General features: G+C 72.0%; 15 protein-coding genes. 7 read left to right on the plus strand and 8 right to left on the minus strand.

Going from position 1 to position 18,294, the window contains the following annotated elements; genetic code table 11:
* Positions 1-35 precede the first annotated feature (35 nt).
* The 3 genes from AB0B66_RS17365 (at position 36) to AB0B66_RS17375 (ending at position 2,493) form a co-directional block, all read left to right on the plus strand.
* Positions 36-743: an amino acid ABC transporter permease gene (locus tag AB0B66_RS17365; protein ID WP_360530069.1), complete on the plus strand. Its 708-nt coding sequence runs from the start codon at positions 36-38 to the stop codon at positions 741-743.
* Positions 740-1,681 carry an amino acid ABC transporter permease gene (locus AB0B66_RS17370; protein WP_360530072.1) on the plus strand — a complete coding sequence of 314 codons (942 nt, stop codon included), beginning with the start codon at positions 740-742 and terminating at the stop codon, positions 1,679-1,681. Before AB0B66_RS17365 ends, AB0B66_RS17370 begins: the two co-directional genes overlap by 4 nt.
* A gap of 449 nt (positions 1,682-2,130) precedes the next feature.
* Positions 2,131-2,493 (plus strand): hypothetical protein, encoded by a 363-nt coding sequence (locus tag AB0B66_RS17375; RefSeq protein WP_360530075.1) that lies wholly within the window; start codon positions 2,131-2,133, stop codon positions 2,491-2,493.
* A 65-nt stretch (positions 2,494-2,558) separates the two neighbouring features.
* On the opposite strand, the gene rny is transcribed toward AB0B66_RS17375, so the two are convergent.
* The 6 genes from rny to AB0B66_RS17405 all read right to left on the minus strand — a co-directional run bounded on the left by rny (position 2,559) and on the right by AB0B66_RS17405 (position 9,095).
* Positions 2,559-4,415, minus strand: coding sequence for a ribonuclease Y (gene rny, locus AB0B66_RS17380; protein WP_360530078.1), 1,857 nt, complete (start codon positions 4,413-4,415; stop codon positions 2,559-2,561).
* A gap of 501 nt (positions 4,416-4,916) precedes the next feature.
* A complete protein-coding gene (locus tag AB0B66_RS17385) occupies positions 4,917-5,612 on the minus strand; it encodes a regulatory protein RecX (RefSeq protein WP_360530081.1) in 696 nt (231 codons plus the stop codon).
* Positions 5,613-5,638: 26 nt separating this feature from the next.
* A complete protein-coding gene (gene recA / locus AB0B66_RS17390; RefSeq protein ID WP_203693961.1) occupies positions 5,639-6,688 on the minus strand; it encodes a recombinase RecA in 1,050 nt (349 codons plus the stop codon).
* 217 nt (positions 6,689-6,905) lie between these two features.
* Complete coding sequence (locus AB0B66_RS17395; RefSeq protein WP_203693909.1) at positions 6,906-7,106, minus strand: DUF3046 domain-containing protein; 201 nt, start codon at positions 7,104-7,106, stop codon at positions 6,906-6,908.
* 4 nt (positions 7,107-7,110) lie between these two features.
* Complete coding sequence (locus AB0B66_RS17400; RefSeq protein WP_360530084.1) at positions 7,111-8,496, minus strand: MFS transporter; 1,386 nt, start codon at positions 8,494-8,496, stop codon at positions 7,111-7,113.
* 92 nt (positions 8,497-8,588) lie between these two features.
* Positions 8,589-9,095 (minus strand): GNAT family protein, encoded by a 507-nt coding sequence (locus AB0B66_RS17405; protein WP_360530087.1) that lies wholly within the window; start codon positions 9,093-9,095, stop codon positions 8,589-8,591.
* An 84-nt stretch (positions 9,096-9,179) separates the two neighbouring features.
* Here AB0B66_RS17405 and AB0B66_RS17410 point away from each other — a divergent pair, with 84 nt between their 5' ends.
* Positions 9,180-9,485, plus strand: coding sequence for a zf-TFIIB domain-containing protein (locus AB0B66_RS17410; protein WP_360530090.1), 306 nt, complete (start codon positions 9,180-9,182; stop codon positions 9,483-9,485).
* Positions 9,486-9,575: 90 nt separating this feature from the next.
* Here AB0B66_RS17410 and AB0B66_RS17415 read toward each other — a convergent pair whose 3' ends face one another.
* On the minus strand, positions 9,576-10,901 hold the full coding sequence (locus AB0B66_RS17415) for an aminotransferase class I/II-fold pyridoxal phosphate-dependent enzyme (RefSeq protein ID WP_360530093.1): 1,326 nt from the start codon (positions 10,899-10,901) through the stop codon (positions 9,576-9,578).
* Positions 10,902-10,989: 88 nt separating this feature from the next.
* Between AB0B66_RS17415 and AB0B66_RS17420 the strand changes: the two genes are divergently transcribed.
* Both AB0B66_RS17420 and leuE read left to right on the plus strand, forming a co-directional pair.
* Positions 10,990-12,192, plus strand: a complete 1,203-nt coding sequence (locus AB0B66_RS17420; protein ID WP_360530216.1) for a bifunctional pyridoxamine 5'-phosphate oxidase family protein/GNAT family N-acetyltransferase — start codon at positions 10,990-10,992, stop codon at positions 12,190-12,192.
* Between the two features lie 133 nt (positions 12,193-12,325).
* Positions 12,326-12,982 carry a leucine efflux protein LeuE gene (gene leuE, locus AB0B66_RS17425; RefSeq protein ID WP_360530096.1) on the plus strand — a complete coding sequence of 219 codons (657 nt, stop codon included), beginning with the start codon at positions 12,326-12,328 and terminating at the stop codon, positions 12,980-12,982.
* Positions 12,983-13,201: 219 nt separating this feature from the next.
* On the opposite strand, the gene AB0B66_RS17430 is transcribed toward leuE, so the two are convergent.
* On the minus strand, positions 13,202-13,582 hold the full coding sequence (locus tag AB0B66_RS17430; RefSeq protein ID WP_360530099.1) for a hypothetical protein: 381 nt from the start codon (positions 13,580-13,582) through the stop codon (positions 13,202-13,204).
* A 217-nt stretch (positions 13,583-13,799) separates the two neighbouring features.
* Between AB0B66_RS17430 and AB0B66_RS17435 the strand changes: the two genes are divergently transcribed.
* Positions 13,800-18,245, plus strand: a complete 4,446-nt coding sequence (locus tag AB0B66_RS17435; RefSeq protein WP_360530102.1) for an ATP-dependent helicase — start codon at positions 13,800-13,802, stop codon at positions 18,243-18,245.
* Positions 18,246-18,294: the final 49 nt, after the last annotated feature.

Consider the following 18,294-nt stretch of genomic DNA (forward strand, 5'->3'; position numbering starts at 1 on the left):
ACCCCCGATTGACGTAGTACTGGAGAGGTGAGCCGATGGATGTCCTGATCGACAACGCCGACGTGTTCGTCAGCGGCTTCTGGCTCACCCTCCAGCTCTGCGTGCTGTCGGCCACGGGGGCACTGCTGATCGGCACCACCGTGGCGGCGATGCGGATCTCTCCCGTGCCGTCGCTGCGGTGGGCCGGCGCGACCTACGTCACGCTGGTGCGCAACCTGCCCCTGACGATCGTCTTCTTCCTGACCTCGTTCGGCCTGCCGGAGCTTGGCTCCAACGCCGACTTCCTGCGCATCCCCGGCCTGTCGTCGATCTTCGACCGGCTCGGCATCGACCTGCCGTACTTCCGGTTCGCGGTGATCGCGCTCAGCGTGTACACCGCGGCGTTCGTCTGCGAGGCGATCCGGTCGGGCGTGAACGCCGTGCCGGCCGGGCAGGCCGAGGCGGCACGCTCACTGGGCCTCACCTTCCGGCAGAACCTGCTCTCCATCGTGCTGCCGCAGGCCTGGCGGGCGGCCATCGTGCCGCTGGGAAGCGTCATTATTGCGATGATCAAGAATTCGGCGCTGGCCGGCGCGTTCGGCGTCACCGGCGAGCTGTTCAGCTCCGGGCAGTCGCTGACGTCCTCGGGGGGCAACCCCATCGTTCCTGTCTTCATCGGCATCTCGATCGGCTACCTCATCATGACCGTGCCGCTCGGCATCTTCATCGACCGGGTCGAGAACCGTCGGGCGGTGGCCCGATGAGCCCCCAGTCGAGCGTCCTGTATGACGCCCCCGGTCCCCGCACCCGCCGCCGCACCACCGTCGCCGCCGTGCTGATCGGCGTCCTGCTGCTCGTCGGCGCCTACTATCTCGTCTACCGGCCGCTGGAGGCCAACGGCCAGTTCACCGCGCTCAAGTGGGGCCCGCTGGTCGATCCCGACGACCCGAACCTGCCACTGGTCTGGGAACGCATCCGGCTCGGCATCATCGCCACGCTGACCGCCGCCGCGCTGGCCATCGTGTGCTCCCTGCTCGCCGGCACGCTGCTGGCCATCGCTCGGATGCTGCTCAAGGAGCAGGCGAAGCGCCGCTACGCCGGAATTCCGGTGGCCGCCGCGTACGCCCTGCGCGGGCTCAACACCGCCCTGCGTGGGATCACCCGGTTCTGCGTCGAGGTCTTCCGGGGCCTGCCGGTGCTGGTCACCATCTTCTTCGCGTGGCGGATCTCGGGCATCAGCGACCCGCTGTGGCCGTTGGTCATCGGCCTGAGTATCTACAACAGCGTTGTCATCGCCGAGATCATCCGATCCGGCATGGAGGGCCTGCCCCGCGGCCAGCGCGAAGCGGCCGACTCCCTCGGCCTGACCCCGTTCCAGGCGATCCTGCTGGTCCAACTGCCCCAGGCGTTCCGGATCATGCTTCCCGCGCTGATCAGCCAGCTTGTCGTGATCCTCAAGGACACCACGCTCGGCTACATCATCACCTACGAGGACATCCTCGCCGTCGCCCAGCAGATGATCCAGATCCTGCAGAACCCGATCCAAATGTACGCGATCATCGGTGCCATGTTCATCGCGATCAACTACGCGCTGTCCCAGCTCGCCGGTTACGTGCAGCGCCGAGTCTCCCGCGTCCGGGCACACACCCCGACTGCCGCGAACTCCGCACCGGCAATCGAGCAGGTCGGCATCGACGCCTGATCGGCGTCAAGCACCCGGTCCCGCAGGGACCATCGGGCCCGGTCTCCGTGGAGACCGGGCCCGATTTCCGAGCCCACCCCCCATCTGCCTGAAGCTGTCGCCCATTGGCGATGCGTTACATCGCACAATGCTCGGCCGGACGGCTTTCCCCTTGCTTTCCACAGTTGTTGTCCATACAGATTTCCCGATGGCAGATTAGTCAATTCAGAAATACGCGGGCGCCACCCGAGTCATTTATCCATTGACATGTCATGACCATTCTGAAAAGCTCGATCAGCAAATGACCCACTCCATCCCTCGAGATTGGGGACATCTTGACGAGCGCACTCCGCTCTATCCGCATCGGTGTACTCGCCCTGCTTTTGGGCGTCGCCGGATCCATCGCTTCCGCTGGCGCCGCGAGCGCCGCGACCGGCGACGCCACCCCCACACCCACCCCAGCCGCGGCAATGCCGACCGACGTCTCCCCGCAGGGACTATTCGGCGACGTGTACAACTACTCGTCGTACAAGATGGTCATTGCGAAGTGGGACAACGTCGGCGGCGGAACCTGCAAGATCTGGAACCAGTACGCGGGCACAACGGCTTCCTCGAAGACCGTCAAATGCACGACCCGCGACGTTTCGCCGGGCGGCACGGACCCGTCCACGTGGGACACCGATCTCTTCACTCTCGTCGTGCCGTACTCGCTGAGCATCGACGGCGTTTACGTCGGGGTGAAACCCGCCAACACCTACACCCGCATCCAGGACAACCAGATCGCGGAATGCTACACCGACCAGGACGGCACCTACTGCCTGGTCACCACGTAAGGAACGACTGACGGCCCCGGGGTGCACCGTTCGGAGGTGGTGCAGCCCGGGGCCCTTCCGTGCGGTCAGCGGGCGATCTCGGTGGTGCGGGACTCGCGGACCACGGTGATGCGGATCTGACCCGGGTAGGTCAGCTCCTCCTCGATCTGCTTGGCGACGTCGCGGGCCAGCACCGCCGCGCCGATCTCGTCGACCTCCTCGGGCCGCACCATGACCCGGATCTCCCGGCCGGCCTGCATCGCGAACACCTTGTCCACGCCGCTCTTGGCCCCGGCGATCTCCTCGATGCGCTCCAGCCGCTTGACGTACGCCTCCAGCGACTCCCGCCGCGCCCCCGGCCGCCCGCCCGAGCAGGCGTCCGACGCCTGAGTCAGCACGGCCTCGATGGTCTGCGGCTGCACCTCGTTGTGGTGCGCCTCGATCGCGTGCACTACCTCGTCGCTCTCCCCGAAGCGCCGGGCCACGTCCGCGCCGATCAGCGCGTGCGAGCCCTCCACCTCGTGGGTGAGCGCCTTGCCGATGTCGTGCAGGAACGCCGAGCGCTTGATCAGCTCCGGGTCCAGCTTCAGCTCCGAGGCCATGATCCCCGCGATGTGCGCGGTCTCGACCAGGTGCTTGAGCACGTTCTGCCCGTACGACGTGCGGTAGCGCAGCCGGCCCAGCAGGGTCACCAGTTCCGGGTGGATGTCGGTGATGCCGACCTCGACCAGTGCGTCCTCCGCAGCGCGCTGGCACATCCGCTCGACCTCGAACCGGGCGACGTCGTACACCTCCTCGATGCGGTGCGGATGGATCCGCCCGTCGAGGACCAGCTTCTCCAGGGTGAGCCGGCCGACCTCCCGGCGCACCGGGTCGAAGCAGGACAGCAGCACCGCCTCGGGAGTGTCGTCGATGATCAGGTTGACCCCGGTGACGGTCTCGAAGGCCCGGATGTTGCGGCCCTCCCGGCCGATGATGCGGCCCTTCATCTCGTCACTGGGCAGGTGCAGCACGCTGACCACGCTCTCCGCGGTCTGCTCGCTGGCCACCCGCTGGATCGCGTCGACCACGATGTGGCGGGCGCGGGACTCGCCGGTGGACCGGGCGTCGGCCTCGATGTCGCGCACCAGCAGCGCCGCCTCGCGCTTGGCCTGGACCTCGATCGTCTCGACCAGCTCGCTCTTGGCGGCGTCGGCGGTCAGCCCGGCGACCCGCTCCAGCTCCTTGCGCCGCTGCTCCTGCGCCTGGGCCAGCTCCTGCTCCTTGCCCTGCAGGCTCAGCTCCCACTTGGCCAGCTCGGCCTCGGCGGCGGCGATGCGGCGGTCGCGTTCGGCGAGGCGCTCGGCCTCCTCCACGTTCTGGCGCTCGCGCTCGGCCAGCCGCTCGGCCTCGGCCGCGTGCATGCGCTCGCGCTCGTCGAGCCGCTGCAGCCGCCGCTCGGCCTCAGCGGCCTGGTCCTTGGCGGTGGAGGTGAGCATCGCGATCTCGCGCTCGCCGGTGCGCCGGGCGGTCGAGCGGACCTGCTCGGCGTCCTCCTCGGCCTGCCGGTGGGCCCGCTGCAGCACGGTGTCGGCCTCAGCGTGCGCCGCGTCCAGCACCCGCTGCGCCTCGGCCCGAGAGGTGGTCACCTCGGCCTTCGCGGCCGCGTTCTCGGCGCGTACTGCGGTGGCCTCGGCGCGGGCGGCGGCCACGGAGCGGCGTTCGGCCTCCAGGGCGGTCTGCGCATCGGAGACGGAGTTCTGCAGCTCGACCAGGGTCTGGCGCTGGCGCTCGCGCTCGGCCACGGCCTCCGGGTCGTCCACGATCACGCTCAGCGGCTGACCGGTCGGGGCGGTGGGGGCGGCCAGCCGGCGCACCAGGCGCACGCCGACCGCCAGCATCCCCGCCACCATCAGCGCGAGGAGGACGATCGCCGCCAGCAGCAGCCCTTCCATCGTGGTCATGCCACTCGCCCGTCGAACTCGGTCATGGCCGCCTCCTGACGCTCCGAACCGCCGACACGGTGGTGCCGGCGCGGAGGCAACCCGACCAGATGTGCGGACCCGCCACACGACGCGCACGGCACGGCCCGGCGACACCCACCCTTTCGGTGGATGCGACCGGCGCACCAAAGCCCGCGAACCGCTTCAACGGCCCTGAGCTGCGACTACATGTAGGCAGCCGCAGGGGTACAGCGGCTGCGCGTATCCTCACCAGGCAAAACTGTTGTCGTACTGTTACACGTTCTATGTTGTGTGGTTTAACACGTACTGGTCGGTGATACCTCTCCTGCGAGGCTAGGTTGCCGATGGCGGTCCGGTCAAGAACTCATGATCGGACACCAAGACGGACGCATCGCCCATTGTGTCCGGTTGTCACGCAGCCCACCGATGCCGAACCGTGACCTGACCGGCGAACCCACGCCGCGCGCGGCGTGTCGCGAACCCGACCGAAGGCCGAGAAAATCACTGCTCCGGCGTGTCGAAAAGATCGGGGTCGAGCAGCTCCGCCAGCTCCGCGTCCTCGGCGCTGCGAGCCGCCAGGGCGTCCTTCACGGCACGCACCGCGATCCCGCCCGGGTAGCCCTTGCGCGCCAGCGCGCCCACCACCCGCCGGAACACCGCGTCCGGCTCGCCGCGCGTCGTGCGCAGCTTGCGCACCGCCAGCTCGTACGCCGTCCGTGCCTGGGTCTCGTCGTCGAGCTCGGCCAGCGCCTCGGTGACCACCTCGGCATCCACGCCGCGCCGCCGCAGCTCCTGGCCCAGTGCCCGGGACGCCAGCCCCTTGCCGTGATGGCGGCTGGACACCCAGGCCCGCGCGAACGCCGCATCGTCGATCATGCCGACCTCGTCGTAGCGGTCGAGCACCGCCTCGGCAACCTCGTCGGCCACGTCCTTGGCCCGCATCGCGGCGGCCAGCTCCGCCCGGGTGCGCGGCCGCACCGCGAGCTGGCGCAGGCAGATCTCCCGCGCGACCTCGTGCGGGTCGCGCTGCGCCTGCCGTTTCGCGGCCCGTTCGGCTCGGGGCGAGCCGTCGTCCACGAGCTCCGCACTGTCCGACAGGCCCGTGCCGTCGTCGCCGGGGCGCGCGGGCCGGGCCGGGGCGGGCGGTTTCGCGTCCCATCCCCGGCCGGTGCGCGCACCGCGGCGTCGTCCCGTCATGGGTTCGTCGGCTTCTCAGACGGCGGTCAGAAGTCGACCGGCGGCAGCGCCGGGCCGCCCGCGGCGTCCGACACGCTCGACTGGCCGACGCCCAGCTTCTCCAGGATCTTCTTCTCGATCTCGGCGGCGACGTCCGGGTTCTCCTTGAGGAACTCGCGCGCCTTCTCCTTGCCCTGGCCCAGCTGGTCGCCCTCGTACGTGTACCAGGCGCCGGCCTTGCGGATGATGTTCTGCTCGACGCCCACGTCGATCAGCGAACCCTCACGCGAGATGCCCTTGCCGTACATGATGTCGAACTCGGCCTGCTTGAACGGCGAGGCGACCTTGTTCTTGACCACCTTGACGCGGGTGCGGTTACCCACGACCTCGGTGCCGTCCTTCAGGCTCTCGATGCGGCGGATGTCCATGCGGACCGAGGCGTAGAACTTCAGCGCCTTGCCACCGGTGGTGGTCTCCGGGCTGCCGAACATGACGCCGATCTTCTCGCGCAGCTGGTTGATGAAGATCGCGGTGGTGTTGGAGCTGTGCAGGCCACCGGTCATCTTGCGCAGCGCCTGGCTCATCAGACGCGCCTGCAGACCGACGTGGCTGTCGCCCATCTCACCCTCGATCTCGGCGCGGGGCACCAGCGCCGCCACCGAGTCGATCACGATCAGGTCCAGCGCGCCGGAGCGCACCAGCATGTCCGCGATCTCCAGCGCCTGCTCACCGGTGTCCGGCTGGGAGACCAGCAGGGCGTCGGTGTCGACGCCGAGGGCCTTGGCGTATTCCGGGTCGAGGGCGTGCTCGGCGTCGATGATCGCCGCGATGCCGCCGGAGCGCTGAACGTTCGCGATCGCGTGCAGGGCCAGCGAGGTCTTACCGCTGGACTCCGGGCCGTAGATCTCGACGATGCGCCCGCGCGGCAGGCCGCCGATGCCCAGCGCCACGTCCAGCGCGATCGAGCCGGTGGGGATGATCGCCATCTGCACCTGCGGCCGCTCGCCGAGGCGCATCACCGAGCCCTTGCCGAACTGCTTGTCGATCTGGGCGAGCGCCAGGTCGAGAGCCTTGCTCTTATCGGGGTTAGCCGCCATCTTCGTCGCCACCTCTTTTAGGGCACTGTCAGTCGCCGACTTCGCAGCCTTCTTCGTCACGCCGACACGCTAGGCGCTGGGTCCGACAAAGGCGATACGGGCACGCCGGGCCTGTGGACAACCACGGCATGCACAAGCACTGGTTGTGGACGATAGCCGAACACGTGTACGAGCGCCATCCTGCCACGCCGTAGGTGTGCTCGCACACGCAAACGGGTCAGCGAAGGCGGCCGGGCACCCGTTCGGCGTACTGGTCGCACACGGCACGCCAGATCACGTGCACTTCCTCACCGTCGGCCAGGGCGGTGTCGATCGTCCGCCCGCCCAGCTGCGGCAGCACCTGGTCGGCGGCGACGCTGGCGGCATAGGTCGGGCCGAAGACCTCGGTCAGCCGTTCGTAGAAGTCGGTCCGTCGCATCGGGCTAGTCTGCCACCTTCACGGCGGCGAGCGTGGAGGGCCGCAGCGCCAGCGCGATCAGCGGGATCGTGGCCAGCGCGGCGAGCAGGGCGAGCACCGCATACCCGGACAGCTCGACGACGACGCCGGACAGCACCCCGGCGGTCGCCCCGGACAGGCCGGTGACCAGGTCCGACAGGCCCTGCGCGCGGGCCTTGACCGCGATCGGCAGCGACTCGGTGAACAGGGTCGACCCGGCGACCATGGTGCCCGACCAGCCCAGCCCCAGCGTCAGCAGCGCGACGGTGAGCAGCGCCGTGTCGTGGCCCGCGGTGGCGGCGACCGCACACGCCGCGATCAGCAGCGCGACCCCGCCCAGGATCACCGGCACCCGCCCTACCCGGTCGGTGAGCCAGCCCACCACCGGCGACAGCCCGTACATCCCCGCCACGTGCACGCTCAACACGAAGCCGACGATGCGCAGCGTGTCCGGGGCGCTGTGGGTCTCCCCGATGTGCACCGGCGTCATCGCCATCACCGCCACCATGACCAGGTGGCCCAGCGCCATCGCGGTCACGCCCAGCCGGGCGGCCGGCGATGCCAGCACCGCCCTCGCCGCCGAGCCCAGCGTGTGCCGCTCGACCGGCCCACCGCCCGCCGCCGCACCTGCCCCGCCGTCCGCCGCCTGGCCTCCCCCGGCCGGCAGGCGCTCCGCGGCCGCCGCACCGCCGGGGACCGCGGTGGTGCCGGACAGTGCCGCGGTCCGGTCCGCCGGGGCACGCACTCCGGCCGCGACCTGGGCCAGCAGCAACGGGTCGGGCCGCAGGAACAGGGTGAGCAGCAGGGCGCTGAGCAGGAACGAGACCGATGCGAAGGCGAACGGGCCCGCCAGCTCGGGGATGCCGAACCGGGACAGCGACCCGCCCAGTGGGGCGGCCAGGTTCGGGCCGATCACCGCGCCGAGCGTGGTGGACCACACCACCAGCGACAGCTGGCGGCCTCGGCGCTGCGGTTCGGCCAGGTCGGTGGCCGCGTAGCGGGACTGCAGCTTCGCCGTGCTGCCCGCGCCGAACAGGAAGAAGCCGACGAACAGCAGCGGGATCGAGTCGAGCGCCGCCGAGGCCAGCACCGCCACCCCGCCGACCGCGCCGGTGAGGTAGCACAGGGCCAGGCCGGGCCGCCTGCCGTACCGGCTCATCAGGGCCGCGGCCGGCACGGCCAGCACACCGCCGCCGACGACCGCCGCGCTCTGCGCCACCCCGGACAGGGCGGTGCCCGCCATCGCCCGGGTGAGCAGCGCACCGACCGAGATGCCCATGGCCACGCCCAGACCGCTGACGACCTCGACGACCATGAGCAGGCGAATGGTCCTGGCCTGGACCGCGCTGTGCACGGCGACGGCGGACGTCATGAGGGGCTCCCGGGGGCGTAAGGGGTGTGGGCGCTTGCTCTACCTTGCCCGACCGCGCCCGATCACGCCGCCCCGCCCCTGGCGGGCCGCCCCTAGCGCAGGTCCTCGGGAAGCAGGTCCATCAGCAGTCCGTCGTGCCAGGAGCCGTCGGGGCCGAGCTCGTACCGGCGCATCACGCCCACCGGCTGGAAGCCGACCTTGGCGTAGCAGGCGATGGCCGCGGTGTTGTCCGCGGCCGGGTCGATCACGAGCCGGTGGTGCCCCAACTCGTTGATCAGGTGCCGGGACAGCGTGCGCACCGCGTCGGTGCCCAGACCACGGCCGTGCACGCCGGGGTCGAGGTAGAGATCCATGCCCGCATGCCGGTACATGGCGTCGGTCTCCTCGTGCCACTGGATGGCGCCGACGACCCGGCCCTCGTGCTCGATCGCCAGCAGTTCGAGATCGGGATCGGCCAGGTCGTCCTTGATCTCCGCAGCGAGATCCTCGCCCTGCCACCGGACGCGGACCTCCGGCGTGGCCCGGATCGCGGCGAGGCCGTCCACGTCCTCCGGCCCGGCCGGCCGCAGCGTGACCCGCTCGCCGTGCAACGTCGTCATGCCGCCACCGTACGGCCCGGCCCGGCTCCCGGCCCGCGGATTACCCATGATCGACTCTGGACGCGACTCGCTAGGCTCGGGCGCATGCAGATGACATGCCCGAAATGCCACGGACAGATGCGGCAGTACGAGCGCAACGGCGTCACCGTCGACCAGTGCACCGACTGCCGCGGCATCTTCCTCGACCGCGGTGAGCTGGAGCGGCTGACCGCGGCCGAGAACGCCTGGCACGGCAGCCGGCAGCAGGCCGCCCCGCCGCCGCCCCCGCAGCAGCACGGCCACCACGACTCGTACCCCCGTCACGACCAGCACCGCTACGACGACCACGGCCACGGCCACCACAAGAAGCACAAGCACCAGGAGTCCTTCTTCGAGGACCTCTTCGGCTGACCGCCCGTTTCTTAACCGACGTTGGCCTATCACATCGAGTTTTCGTCGATCGGAGTCGATGTCATAGGCCAACGTCGATGACAAGACGGGTCAGCGCAGCACGGCGCCCGGAGCCGGGAGCACGGCGGCGGCCACGGCCGCGGCCAGCGGCTCCACCTCCTCGGCACGCAGCGTCGCGATCGTGATCCGGATCCCGGGCCCGGTGGCGGTGCGGAACACGTGCCCCGGCGCCACCGCGAACCCGGCATCACGCAGCGCGGTGACCGCCCCCGTCTCGTCGGGCACGGGCACCCACACGTTGATCCCGGTCCGCCCGCTCGCCGCCACGCCCCGCCCGCGCAGCGCCGCGACCAGGGCGTCCCGGCGCTCGTCGTATACCCACCCGGCCGCCGCCACCGCCCGCCGCGCCGCCGGGTCGCGCCACAACTCCAGCAGGGTCCGCTGGAGCAGCCCGGACACCCAGCCCGGCCCGAGCCGCAGCCGCCCCTCCACCCGCGACACCGTCTCCGGGTCCCCGGCGAGCACCGCGCAGCGCAGGTCGGGGCCGTACGGTTTGCTGGCGCTGCGCACGTAGGCCCAGTAGGCCCCACCGGCGACCGGGTGCGACGGCACCGCCGCGAGCTCTCCGGCGTGGTCGTCCTCGATCACGAACACGTCGCGCAGCAGCGGCCGCAGCAACGCGGCCCGCTCGGCACTCACCGCGCCGCCGGTCGGGTTCTGCGCCCGCGTCGTGATCACCGCGGCGCGCGCACCGGCCGCGACGGCCGCGCGGACCCCGTCCGGCAGCGGCCCGTCGTCGTCGACCGGCATGGACACCGGCACCAGGCCGTGTGCCGCGATCAGGTGCAGCAGCGCGGCCCAGCCGGGATCCTCCACGGCCACCCTGTCGCCGGGCCGCAGCCGTGCGCCAAGCAGCCGGTCGATCCCGTCCAAAGCCCCATTGACCAGGGTGTACGCCGCACCATCCGGCAACCCCGTCAACCGCGTGCGGGCCTGTTCGAGCAGTTCGGGCAGCGGCCCGCCGTCGGCGTAGCGCAACGCGGCCGCACCGGCGGCGAACGAGTCCGCCACGCGCCGCAGCACCGGGGCGAGTTCGGGCAGCAGGGCCGGGTTCGGCTCGCCGTCGGACAGGTCGCGTACGCCCTCGGGCACGGCGCGCGCCGCCCGGCCGGTCGCGATCGGGGTCACCGGGCGCACCCGGGTGCCGTGGCGGCCTGCGGTCACCACGATGCCCCGGTCACGCAGCCGCTGGTAGGCGGCGGCGACCGTGGCCGGGCTGATCGCCAGCTCCTCGGCCAGCGCGCGCACGCTGGGCAGCGCGTCCCCGGGGGCGAGCGCACCGCGGCGTATGCCCTCCTCGACGCAGGAGGCGATCGCCGTTGCCGTGCCCCCGGTGATCGGATATCGTACTGTCACAAAGCCAATAATGTACTAGTACATTATTCGAGTCAAGGAGGCGGGCGTGACGGCCTACCCGCAGACCTCGCGCACCACCGCACTGCGGATGCGCGAGCGCATGTCCTACGAGCGCAGCGCCGCGCACGCGATCCTCGACGAAGCCTGGCACTGCACCCTCTCCTTCGTCCTCGACGGCGAGCCCCGGGCCCTGCCCACCCTGCACGTACGCGTCGACGACACGCTCTACCTGCACGGCTCCAGCGGCGGCCGGATGGGTCTGCAGGCACGCTCCGGCCTGCGCGTGGCCGCCTGCGTCACCCACCTGGACGGCCTGGTCCTGGCCCGCTCCCAGTTCCACCACAGCGCCAACTACCGCTCGGTCATCGCGCACGGCACCGCCACCCTGGTCACCGACGAGCAGGAGAAGCTGCGCGTCTTCACGGCGCTGGCCGAGAAGATCGGCGAGGGCCACGCGGCCCGCACCCGCCCCCCGTCGGCCAAGGAACTCGCCCAGACGGCGCTGCTCGCGCTCCCGCTCGACGAGGTCTCGGTGCGCGCCCGCACCGGCACCGCCGGCGACGACGAGGAAGACCTGTCCCTGCCGCACTGGGCGGGCGTGCTGCCGCTGCGGGTCACCGCCGGCCCGGCCGAACCCGCGCCCGGCGTCACCGTGCCCGCCCCCGCCTACCTGCGCACCGACCGCAGCCCCTGGCACGAGCCGGCGGTCCTGCGCGGCTCCGTGGTCACCCTGGAGCCGCTGGACATGTCGCACGTCGACGGCCTGTACGCCGCCGCCGGCAACGACGAGGAGGTCTGGCGCTGGCTGTACAAGCCCGCTCCGCGCCACCGCGAGGAGATGGCCGCCGTCGTCTCCGACGCACTGGCCATGCAGGCCCGCGGCGACCGGGTCCCGTGGGTGCAGCGCGCCACCGCCACCGGCGAGATCCTCGGCACCACCTCGTACTACGCCATCGACACGGTGCAGCGCCAGCTCGGCATCGGCCACACCTTCCTGGGCCGCCAGGCCTGGCGCACCGGCGTCAACACCGAGTCCAAGCTGCTCCTGCTCGAACGCGCCTTCGACGTCCTCGGAGCCGAGCGCGTCGAATGGCACACCCACCACAACAACCTGCGCTCCCAGGCCGCCATCGCCCGCCTCGGCGCGGTCCGCGAAGGCGTCCTCCGCCACCACCGCATGCACCACGACGGCCAGTGGCGCGACACCGTCACCTTCTCCATGCTCGCCGCCGACTGGCCCACCGCCCGTCTCCACCTCGAAGGAAGGGCACCTTCACATCGCTCCGCGTAGAGGAAGGGCACCTTCTTAACGTGGCACCCGTGGCGAGCTGCAACGTTCGGGCTCGGACGGTGATGTAGGGCACGTCCCCGGTCGGCCTATCGGCCGAGGTCGCGGTCGGGTCGGGCACGAGAGGATGTAAGGCATGCTCGGCATTACGGACCTGTACACCTTCGTGCTCGGCACGATCGCCATCGTGCTGCTGCCCGGCCCGAACTCGCTGTACGTGCTCGCCGTCGCGGCCCGGCGCGGCGTACGCCAGGGCTATCGGGGCGCGATGGGCGTCTTCTGCGGCGACGGTGTGCTCATGCTGGTCTCCGCCGCGGGCATGGCCTCGCTGCTGCGCGCCGTGCCCGCGCTGTTCATGGTCGTCAAGTACGCCGGTGCCGCGTACCTCGGCTTCGTCGGCGTGAAGATGCTCTACGGCGCGATCCGCAGCTGGCGGGACCGGGCGGCGGGCCAGGCGGCCGCACCCGCCCCGGAGGTCGAGCCCAAAACCGAGAACGCGTTCCGGCGGGCGTTCACGATCAGCCTGATGAACCCGAAGGCGATCCTGTTCTTCGTCTCGTTCTTCATCCAGTTCGTCGACCCGGGGTACGCGTACCCCGCCGTGTCGTTCCTGCTGCTGGCGATCATCGTGCAGATCTGCAGCGCGCTCTACCTCAGCGCGCTCATCTTCAGCGGCAACCGGCTGGCCGCCGCGTTCCGCACCCGGCGCAGGCTGGCGGCGGCCGGCACCAGCGCCATCGGCGCCCTGTTCGTCGGCTTCGGCGTCAAGCTAGCCACCTCGTCCCTGAGCTGACCCACCCCGCGCACCCCGACCGCGCACCCCGACCCCGCACTCCGACGGCACGCGGCCGCCGCGGCCCGTACACCAAAAAGACGTTGGCCTATCTCATCGAAAATTCGGCGATCGAAGTCGATGAGATAGGCCAACGTCTGTGAGAGACGCGGTGCCGACACCCACAAAAAACGGCGGTCGGCTCAGAGGCCGGTCGCGCGTCGGCGGGGCGGGCGGGGCTCAGGCGATGGCCGGCTCCGGGATCAGCAGGTCGTGGCGGCCGAGGTCGCGGATGATGTCGTTGACCACCCAGACGTCCACGTGCGCGGGGCGCGCGTGCGTGTGCGGGTGCCGGGCGTCGCGGTTGCGCACGACGAAGTAGTGCACGGCCGCGCGCACGCGGGCGCGGTCGACGGCGCTGGCGCGCACCGTGTCGCGGATCAGCTGGCGCAGGTGCGCCGCGATGCGCTCGGCCAGGGCCAGCTCGTGGCCGGAGTGCTGGGACTGGGACTGGCCCGCCTGCAGCCGGGCGAGGTGCCCGTCGAGCTGGCGCAGCAGGACGTCCGATTCGTGGCGGCTGTTCTTCCTGTCGACTGCCGGTGTGGTCTGTCGTTCGGTCATGCTCACCCTCCGCACACCGTGTTCGATGGACTACTCATCGTGAGCAAGACGGTACGTGATTCGGGCGCATCCGGGCAAGACTCCCAACGAAACCGTCTCACTGACTGGGCCTACCCGCGCGTGGCGTGTGGTTAACGCCTCACCTGCGGCATCACCCGGACGAGACCGCGAACGTGTGCCAGGCGATTGTCGGTGGCGGAGGGCAGGATGGTCGGTGATGAACACGCCCGCCGCCCTGTTCGGCCCTGCCACGCAGGCCTGGTTCGACGCAGCCTTCGCCGCCCCCACTCCGGCCCAGGCGGGCGCCTGGAAAGCCGTCAGCGCCGGTGACCACGCCCTGGTCGTGGCCCCGACCGGCTCGGGCAAGACCCTGGCGGCGTTCCTGTGGGCGCTGGACCGCCTTGCTCACGAAACCCTGCCCGAGGACCCCACCCGGCGCTGCCGCGTGCTCTACGTCAGCCCGCTCAAGGCCCTGGCCGTGGACGTCGAGCGCAACCTGCGCACCCCGCTCACCGGCATTCGCCACGCCGCGGCCCGGCTCGGGCTCCCCGAACCGGACATCACGGTCGGCATGCGTACGGGCGACACACCCACGGAAGAACGCCGCACCTTCAACCGGCGGCCGCCGGACATCCTGATCACCACCCCCGAGTCGCTGTTCCTGCTGCTCACCTCGCAGGCGCGAGAGTCCCTGCGCGGCGTGGAGACGGTGATCGTCGACGAGGTGCACGCGGTCACCGGCACCAAACGCGGCGCGCACCTGGCCCTGTCCCTGGAGCGGCTGGACGCCTTGCTGCCCAAGCCGGCGCAGCGCATCGGCCTGTCGGCGACGGTCGAGCCGGTCGAGGCGGCGGCGCAGTTCCTCGGCGGGGCCGCGCCGGTGCACGTGGTGCAGCCGAAGTCCGCCAAGACCATCGAGGTCAGCGTCGAGGTCCCGGTCGAGGACATGACCGCCCTCGACGAGGGCCACGCCGACGACGAGGGCCCGCGCCGGGCCTCGATCTGGCCCGCGGTCGAGGAGCGGGTGTACGAGCTGATCGGCGAGCACCGCAGCACCATCGTCTTCACCAACTCCCGCCGCGGCGCGGAACGCCTCTGCGCCCGGCTCAACGAACTGGCGGCCGAGCGGCTGGTCACGGCGGTGCCGCCGCCCGCGCAGATCATGGCCCAGTCCGGCGCGTCGTACGGGGCCGCGCCGCAGATCGCCCGCGCGCACCACGGCTCGGTGTCCAAGGAGGAGCGCAAGCAGATCGAGGAGGAGCTGAAGTCCGGGCGGCTGCCCGCCGTGGTCGCCACCTCCAGCCTCGAACTCGGCATCGACATGGGCGCGGTCGACCTGGTCGTGCAGGTCGGCGCGCCGCCCAGCGTGGCCGCCGGGCTGCAGCGGGTCGGTCGCGCCGGGCACCAGGTCGGCGCGGTCTCGCGCGGCGTGGTGTTCCCGACGCACCGCGGCGACCTGCTGTCCTGCGCCGTGGTCGCGGGCCGGATGACCGGCGGCAAGCTGGAGCCGCTGACCTTCCCGCACAGCCCGCTGGACGTGCTCGCCCAGCACATCGTGGCGATGACGGCGCTGGACGAGTGGACCGTCGCCGAGCTGGCGGCCCTGGTGCGCCGGGCCGCGCCGTTCGCGGCGCTGCCCGAGTCGGCCCTGCACGCGGTGCTGGACATGCTGGCCGGGCGCTACCCGTCGACGGCCTTCGCCGAGCTGCGCCCGCGCATCGTCTGGGACCGCGCCGCCGACCGGCTCTCCGGCCGCCCCGGCAACCAGCGACTGGCGGTCACCTCCGGCGGCACCATCCCCGACCGCGGCCTGTTCGGCGTGTTCCTGGCCGGGTCGGAGAAGGCGTCGCGGGTCGGCGAGCTGGACGAGGAGATGGTTTACGAGTCCCGCGTCGGCGACGTGTTCGCACTCGGCACCAGCTCCTGGCGCATCGAGGACATCACGCCCGACCGGGTGCTGGTCTCCCCCGCCCCGGGCCAGCCCGCCCGGCTGCCGTTCTGGAAGGGCGACCAGGCCGGACGGCCTGTCGCGCTCGGCAAGGCGCTGGGGGCGTTCCTGCGCAACCCGTCCGGGTTGGACAACCTGGACCCGTCCGCGGTCGGCAACCTCACGGCATACCTGGAGGAGCAGCGGGCGGCGACCCGGCACCTGCCGGACGACCGGACCGTGCTGGTCGAGCGCTTCCGCGACGAGCTGGGCGACTGGCGCATCGTGCTGCACAACGTGCTCGGCGCACCGGTCAACGCGCCGTGGGCGCTGGCCATCGGGCAGCGGCTGCGCGAGCGATACGGCGTCGACGCGCAGGTGCACGCCGCCGACGACGGCATCGTGATCCGGTTGCCGGAGACCGCCGAGGAGCCGCCGGGCGCGGACCTGTTCGCCTTCGACGCCGACGAGATCGAGCCGCTGGTCGCCGAGACGGTCGGCGGGTCGGCGCTGTTCGCGTCCCGGTTCCGCGAGTGCGCGGCCCGCTCGCTGCTGCTGCCGCGCCGCGACCCGGGCCGGCGGCAGCCGCTGTGGCAGCAGCGCCAGCGCGCCGCGCAGCTGCTCGACGTGGCCCGGGAGTACCCGGATTTCCCGGTGACCCTGGAGGCGGCCCGGGAGTGCCTGCGCGACGTGTTCGACCTGCCGTCGCTGTCGGCGATGATGCGCGACATCGCCTCGCGCAAGATCCGCATGGTCGAGGTGGCCACGCCGCAGCCGTCGCCGTTCGCCCGCTCGCTGCTGTTCGGCTACGTGGGCGCGTTCCTGTACGGCGAGGACACCCCGCTGGCCGAGCGCCGGGCGGCCGCGCTCTCCCTGGACCCGACGCTGCTCGGCGAGCTGCTGGGCCGGGTGGAGCTGCGCGAGCTGCTCGACCCGGCGGTCATCGAGGCGACCGCGCTGCGGCTGCGCTGGACCGACCGGCGGGTACGCGACGCCGAGGACACCGTCGAGATGCTGCGCCAACTGGGCGACCTGTCCCCGGACGAGCTGGCCGAACGCGGCGTGCAGCCCGGCTGGCTCGACGAGCTGGCCCGCACCGGCCGTGTCCTGGCGGTCCGGGTCGCCGGGCAGGAGCGCTTCATCATCGCCGAGGACGCCGGCCGCTACCGCGACGCCCTCGGCGTGGCGCTGCCGCCGGGCCTGCCCGCCGCGTACACCGCCGCGGTCGCCGATCCCCTGCTCGACCTGATCGGCCGGTATGCGCGCACCCACGGCCCGTTCCGGGCCGACGACTGCGCGATCCGGTTCGGGCTGGGCGTCGCGGTGGTCGAGCACACGCTGCGGCGGCTGTCCGCCTCGGGACGGCTGGTGCAGGGCGAGTTCACCGCGTCGTCGGACGGCGGCTTCATCGAGTGGTGCGACGCGGAGGTGCTGCGTACCCTGCGGCGACGCAGTCTGGCCGCGCTGCGCAAGGAGATCGAACCGGTCCCGCCGGAGGTGCTCGGCCGGTTCCTTCCGGCCTGGCAGCACATCGGGCGGCGCAGCGAGGGCATCGACGCGGTCGCCGCCGCCATCGACCAGATCCAGGGCGTGCCCGTGCCCGCATCGGCTCTGGAACGCCTCGTGCTGCCCGCGCGGGTCGCCGACTACCGGACCTCCTATCTGGACGAGCTGTGCGCCACCGGTGAGGTCGTCTGGGCCGGTGCGGGGCCGATCGGCGGCAACGACGGCTGGATCGTGCTGGCCTTCGCCGACTCCGCGCCGCTGCTGCTGCCCCCGCCCACCGAACTCGCCCAGACGGGGGTGCACGAGGCGCTGCTGGCCGCGCTGGGCGGGGGTGCGCTGTTCTTCCGGCAGCTCGCCGACCAGATCGAGGCCGAGCACGACGAGTTGCTGTCCGCGCTGTGGGACCTGGTCTGGGCCGGGCTGGTCGGCAACGACACGCTCGCCCCGGTGCGGGCGCGGCTGTCCGGCGGCGGCGCGCACCGGGCCAAGCCCACCCCCGGCCGGGCCCGCTACCGGCGGCCCAGCCTGACCGGGGGCCGCTCACTGGCCGCCGCCCGGGGACCGGCGCATCTGCCCGCCGCGGCGGGCCGCTGGCACGCGCTCGGCGAGCGGGACACCGACCCGACCGCGCGGGCCGCGGCACTGGCCGACGCGCTGCTGGAACGCTACGGCGTGGTGATCCGGGGCGCGGTCGCCGCCGAGAACCAGCCCGGCGGTTTCGCCGCCGTGTACCCGGTGCTGGCCGCCCTGGAGGACCGGGGCGCGGCCCGGCGCGGCTACTTCGTCGAAGGGCTGGGCGCGGCCCAGTTCGCGCTGCCCGGAGCGGTGGACCGGCTGCGCTCGTACGCCGACACCCGCGACGGGGCACCCCGTGCCCTCGTGCTGGCCGCCACCGACCCCGCCAACCCGTACGGCGCCGCCCTGCCCTGGCCGCACACCGCCGAGGGCCACCGCCCCGGCCGCAAGGCGGGCGCACTGGTCGTCCTGGTCTCCGGCGCGCTCGCCCTGTACGTCGAGCGCGGCGGGCGCACCCTGCTGTCCTTCAGCGACGACGAGGCGGTCATGGCCGCCGCGGCGGCGTCGCTCACCGAGGCGGTGACCAGCGGGGCGCTCGGTCCACTGACCGTGGAACGGGCCGACGGCGAGTCCGTCACCGGCAGCCCGCTGGGCGCGGCGCTGGAGGCGGCCGGGTTCCGGATCACTCCCCGTGGACTGCGGTTACGTGGCTGAGGGCGGTCCCGGACCCGGCCATCAGGGAAATACCGGGGAAACCGGTGTC

This window comes from Catellatospora sp. NPDC049111 (genome assembly GCF_040648615.1).
Classification (GTDB): Bacteria; Actinomycetota; Actinomycetes; order Mycobacteriales; family Micromonosporaceae; genus Catellatospora; species Catellatospora aurea.

Coding starts and splice junctions, on each gene's coding strand:
- AB0B66_RS17365 (WP_360530069.1), top strand. CDS start 36: ATGGATGTCCTGATCGACAACGCCGACGTGTTCGTCAGCGGCTTCTGG.
- AB0B66_RS17370 (WP_360530072.1), top strand. CDS start 740: ATGAGCCCCCAGTCGAGCGTCCTGTATGACGCCCCCGGTCCCCGCACC.
- AB0B66_RS17375 (WP_360530075.1), top strand. CDS start 2,131: ATGCCGACCGACGTCTCCCCGCAGGGACTATTCGGCGACGTGTACAAC.
- rny (WP_360530078.1), bottom strand. CDS start 4,415: ATGACCACGATGGAAGGGCTGCTGCTGGCGGCGATCGTCCTCCTCGCG.
- AB0B66_RS17385 (WP_360530081.1), bottom strand. CDS start 5,612: ATGACGGGACGACGCCGCGGTGCGCGCACCGGCCGGGGATGGGACGCG.
- recA (WP_203693961.1), bottom strand. CDS start 6,688: ATGGCGGCTAACCCCGATAAGAGCAAGGCTCTCGACCTGGCGCTCGCC.
- AB0B66_RS17395 (WP_203693909.1), bottom strand. CDS start 7,106: ATGCGACGGACCGACTTCTACGAACGGCTGACCGAGGTCTTCGGCCCG.
- AB0B66_RS17400 (WP_360530084.1), bottom strand. CDS start 8,496: ATGACGTCCGCCGTCGCCGTGCACAGCGCGGTCCAGGCCAGGACCATT.
- AB0B66_RS17405 (WP_360530087.1), bottom strand. CDS start 9,095: ATGACGACGTTGCACGGCGAGCGGGTCACGCTGCGGCCGGCCGGGCCG.
- AB0B66_RS17410 (WP_360530090.1), top strand. CDS start 9,180: ATGCAGATGACATGCCCGAAATGCCACGGACAGATGCGGCAGTACGAG.
- AB0B66_RS17420 (WP_360530216.1), top strand. CDS start 10,990: ATGCGCGAGCGCATGTCCTACGAGCGCAGCGCCGCGCACGCGATCCTC.
- leuE (WP_360530096.1), top strand. CDS start 12,326: ATGCTCGGCATTACGGACCTGTACACCTTCGTGCTCGGCACGATCGCC.
- AB0B66_RS17430 (WP_360530099.1), bottom strand. CDS start 13,582: ATGACCGAACGACAGACCACACCGGCAGTCGACAGGAAGAACAGCCGC.
- AB0B66_RS17435 (WP_360530102.1), top strand. CDS start 13,800: ATGAACACGCCCGCCGCCCTGTTCGGCCCTGCCACGCAGGCCTGGTTC.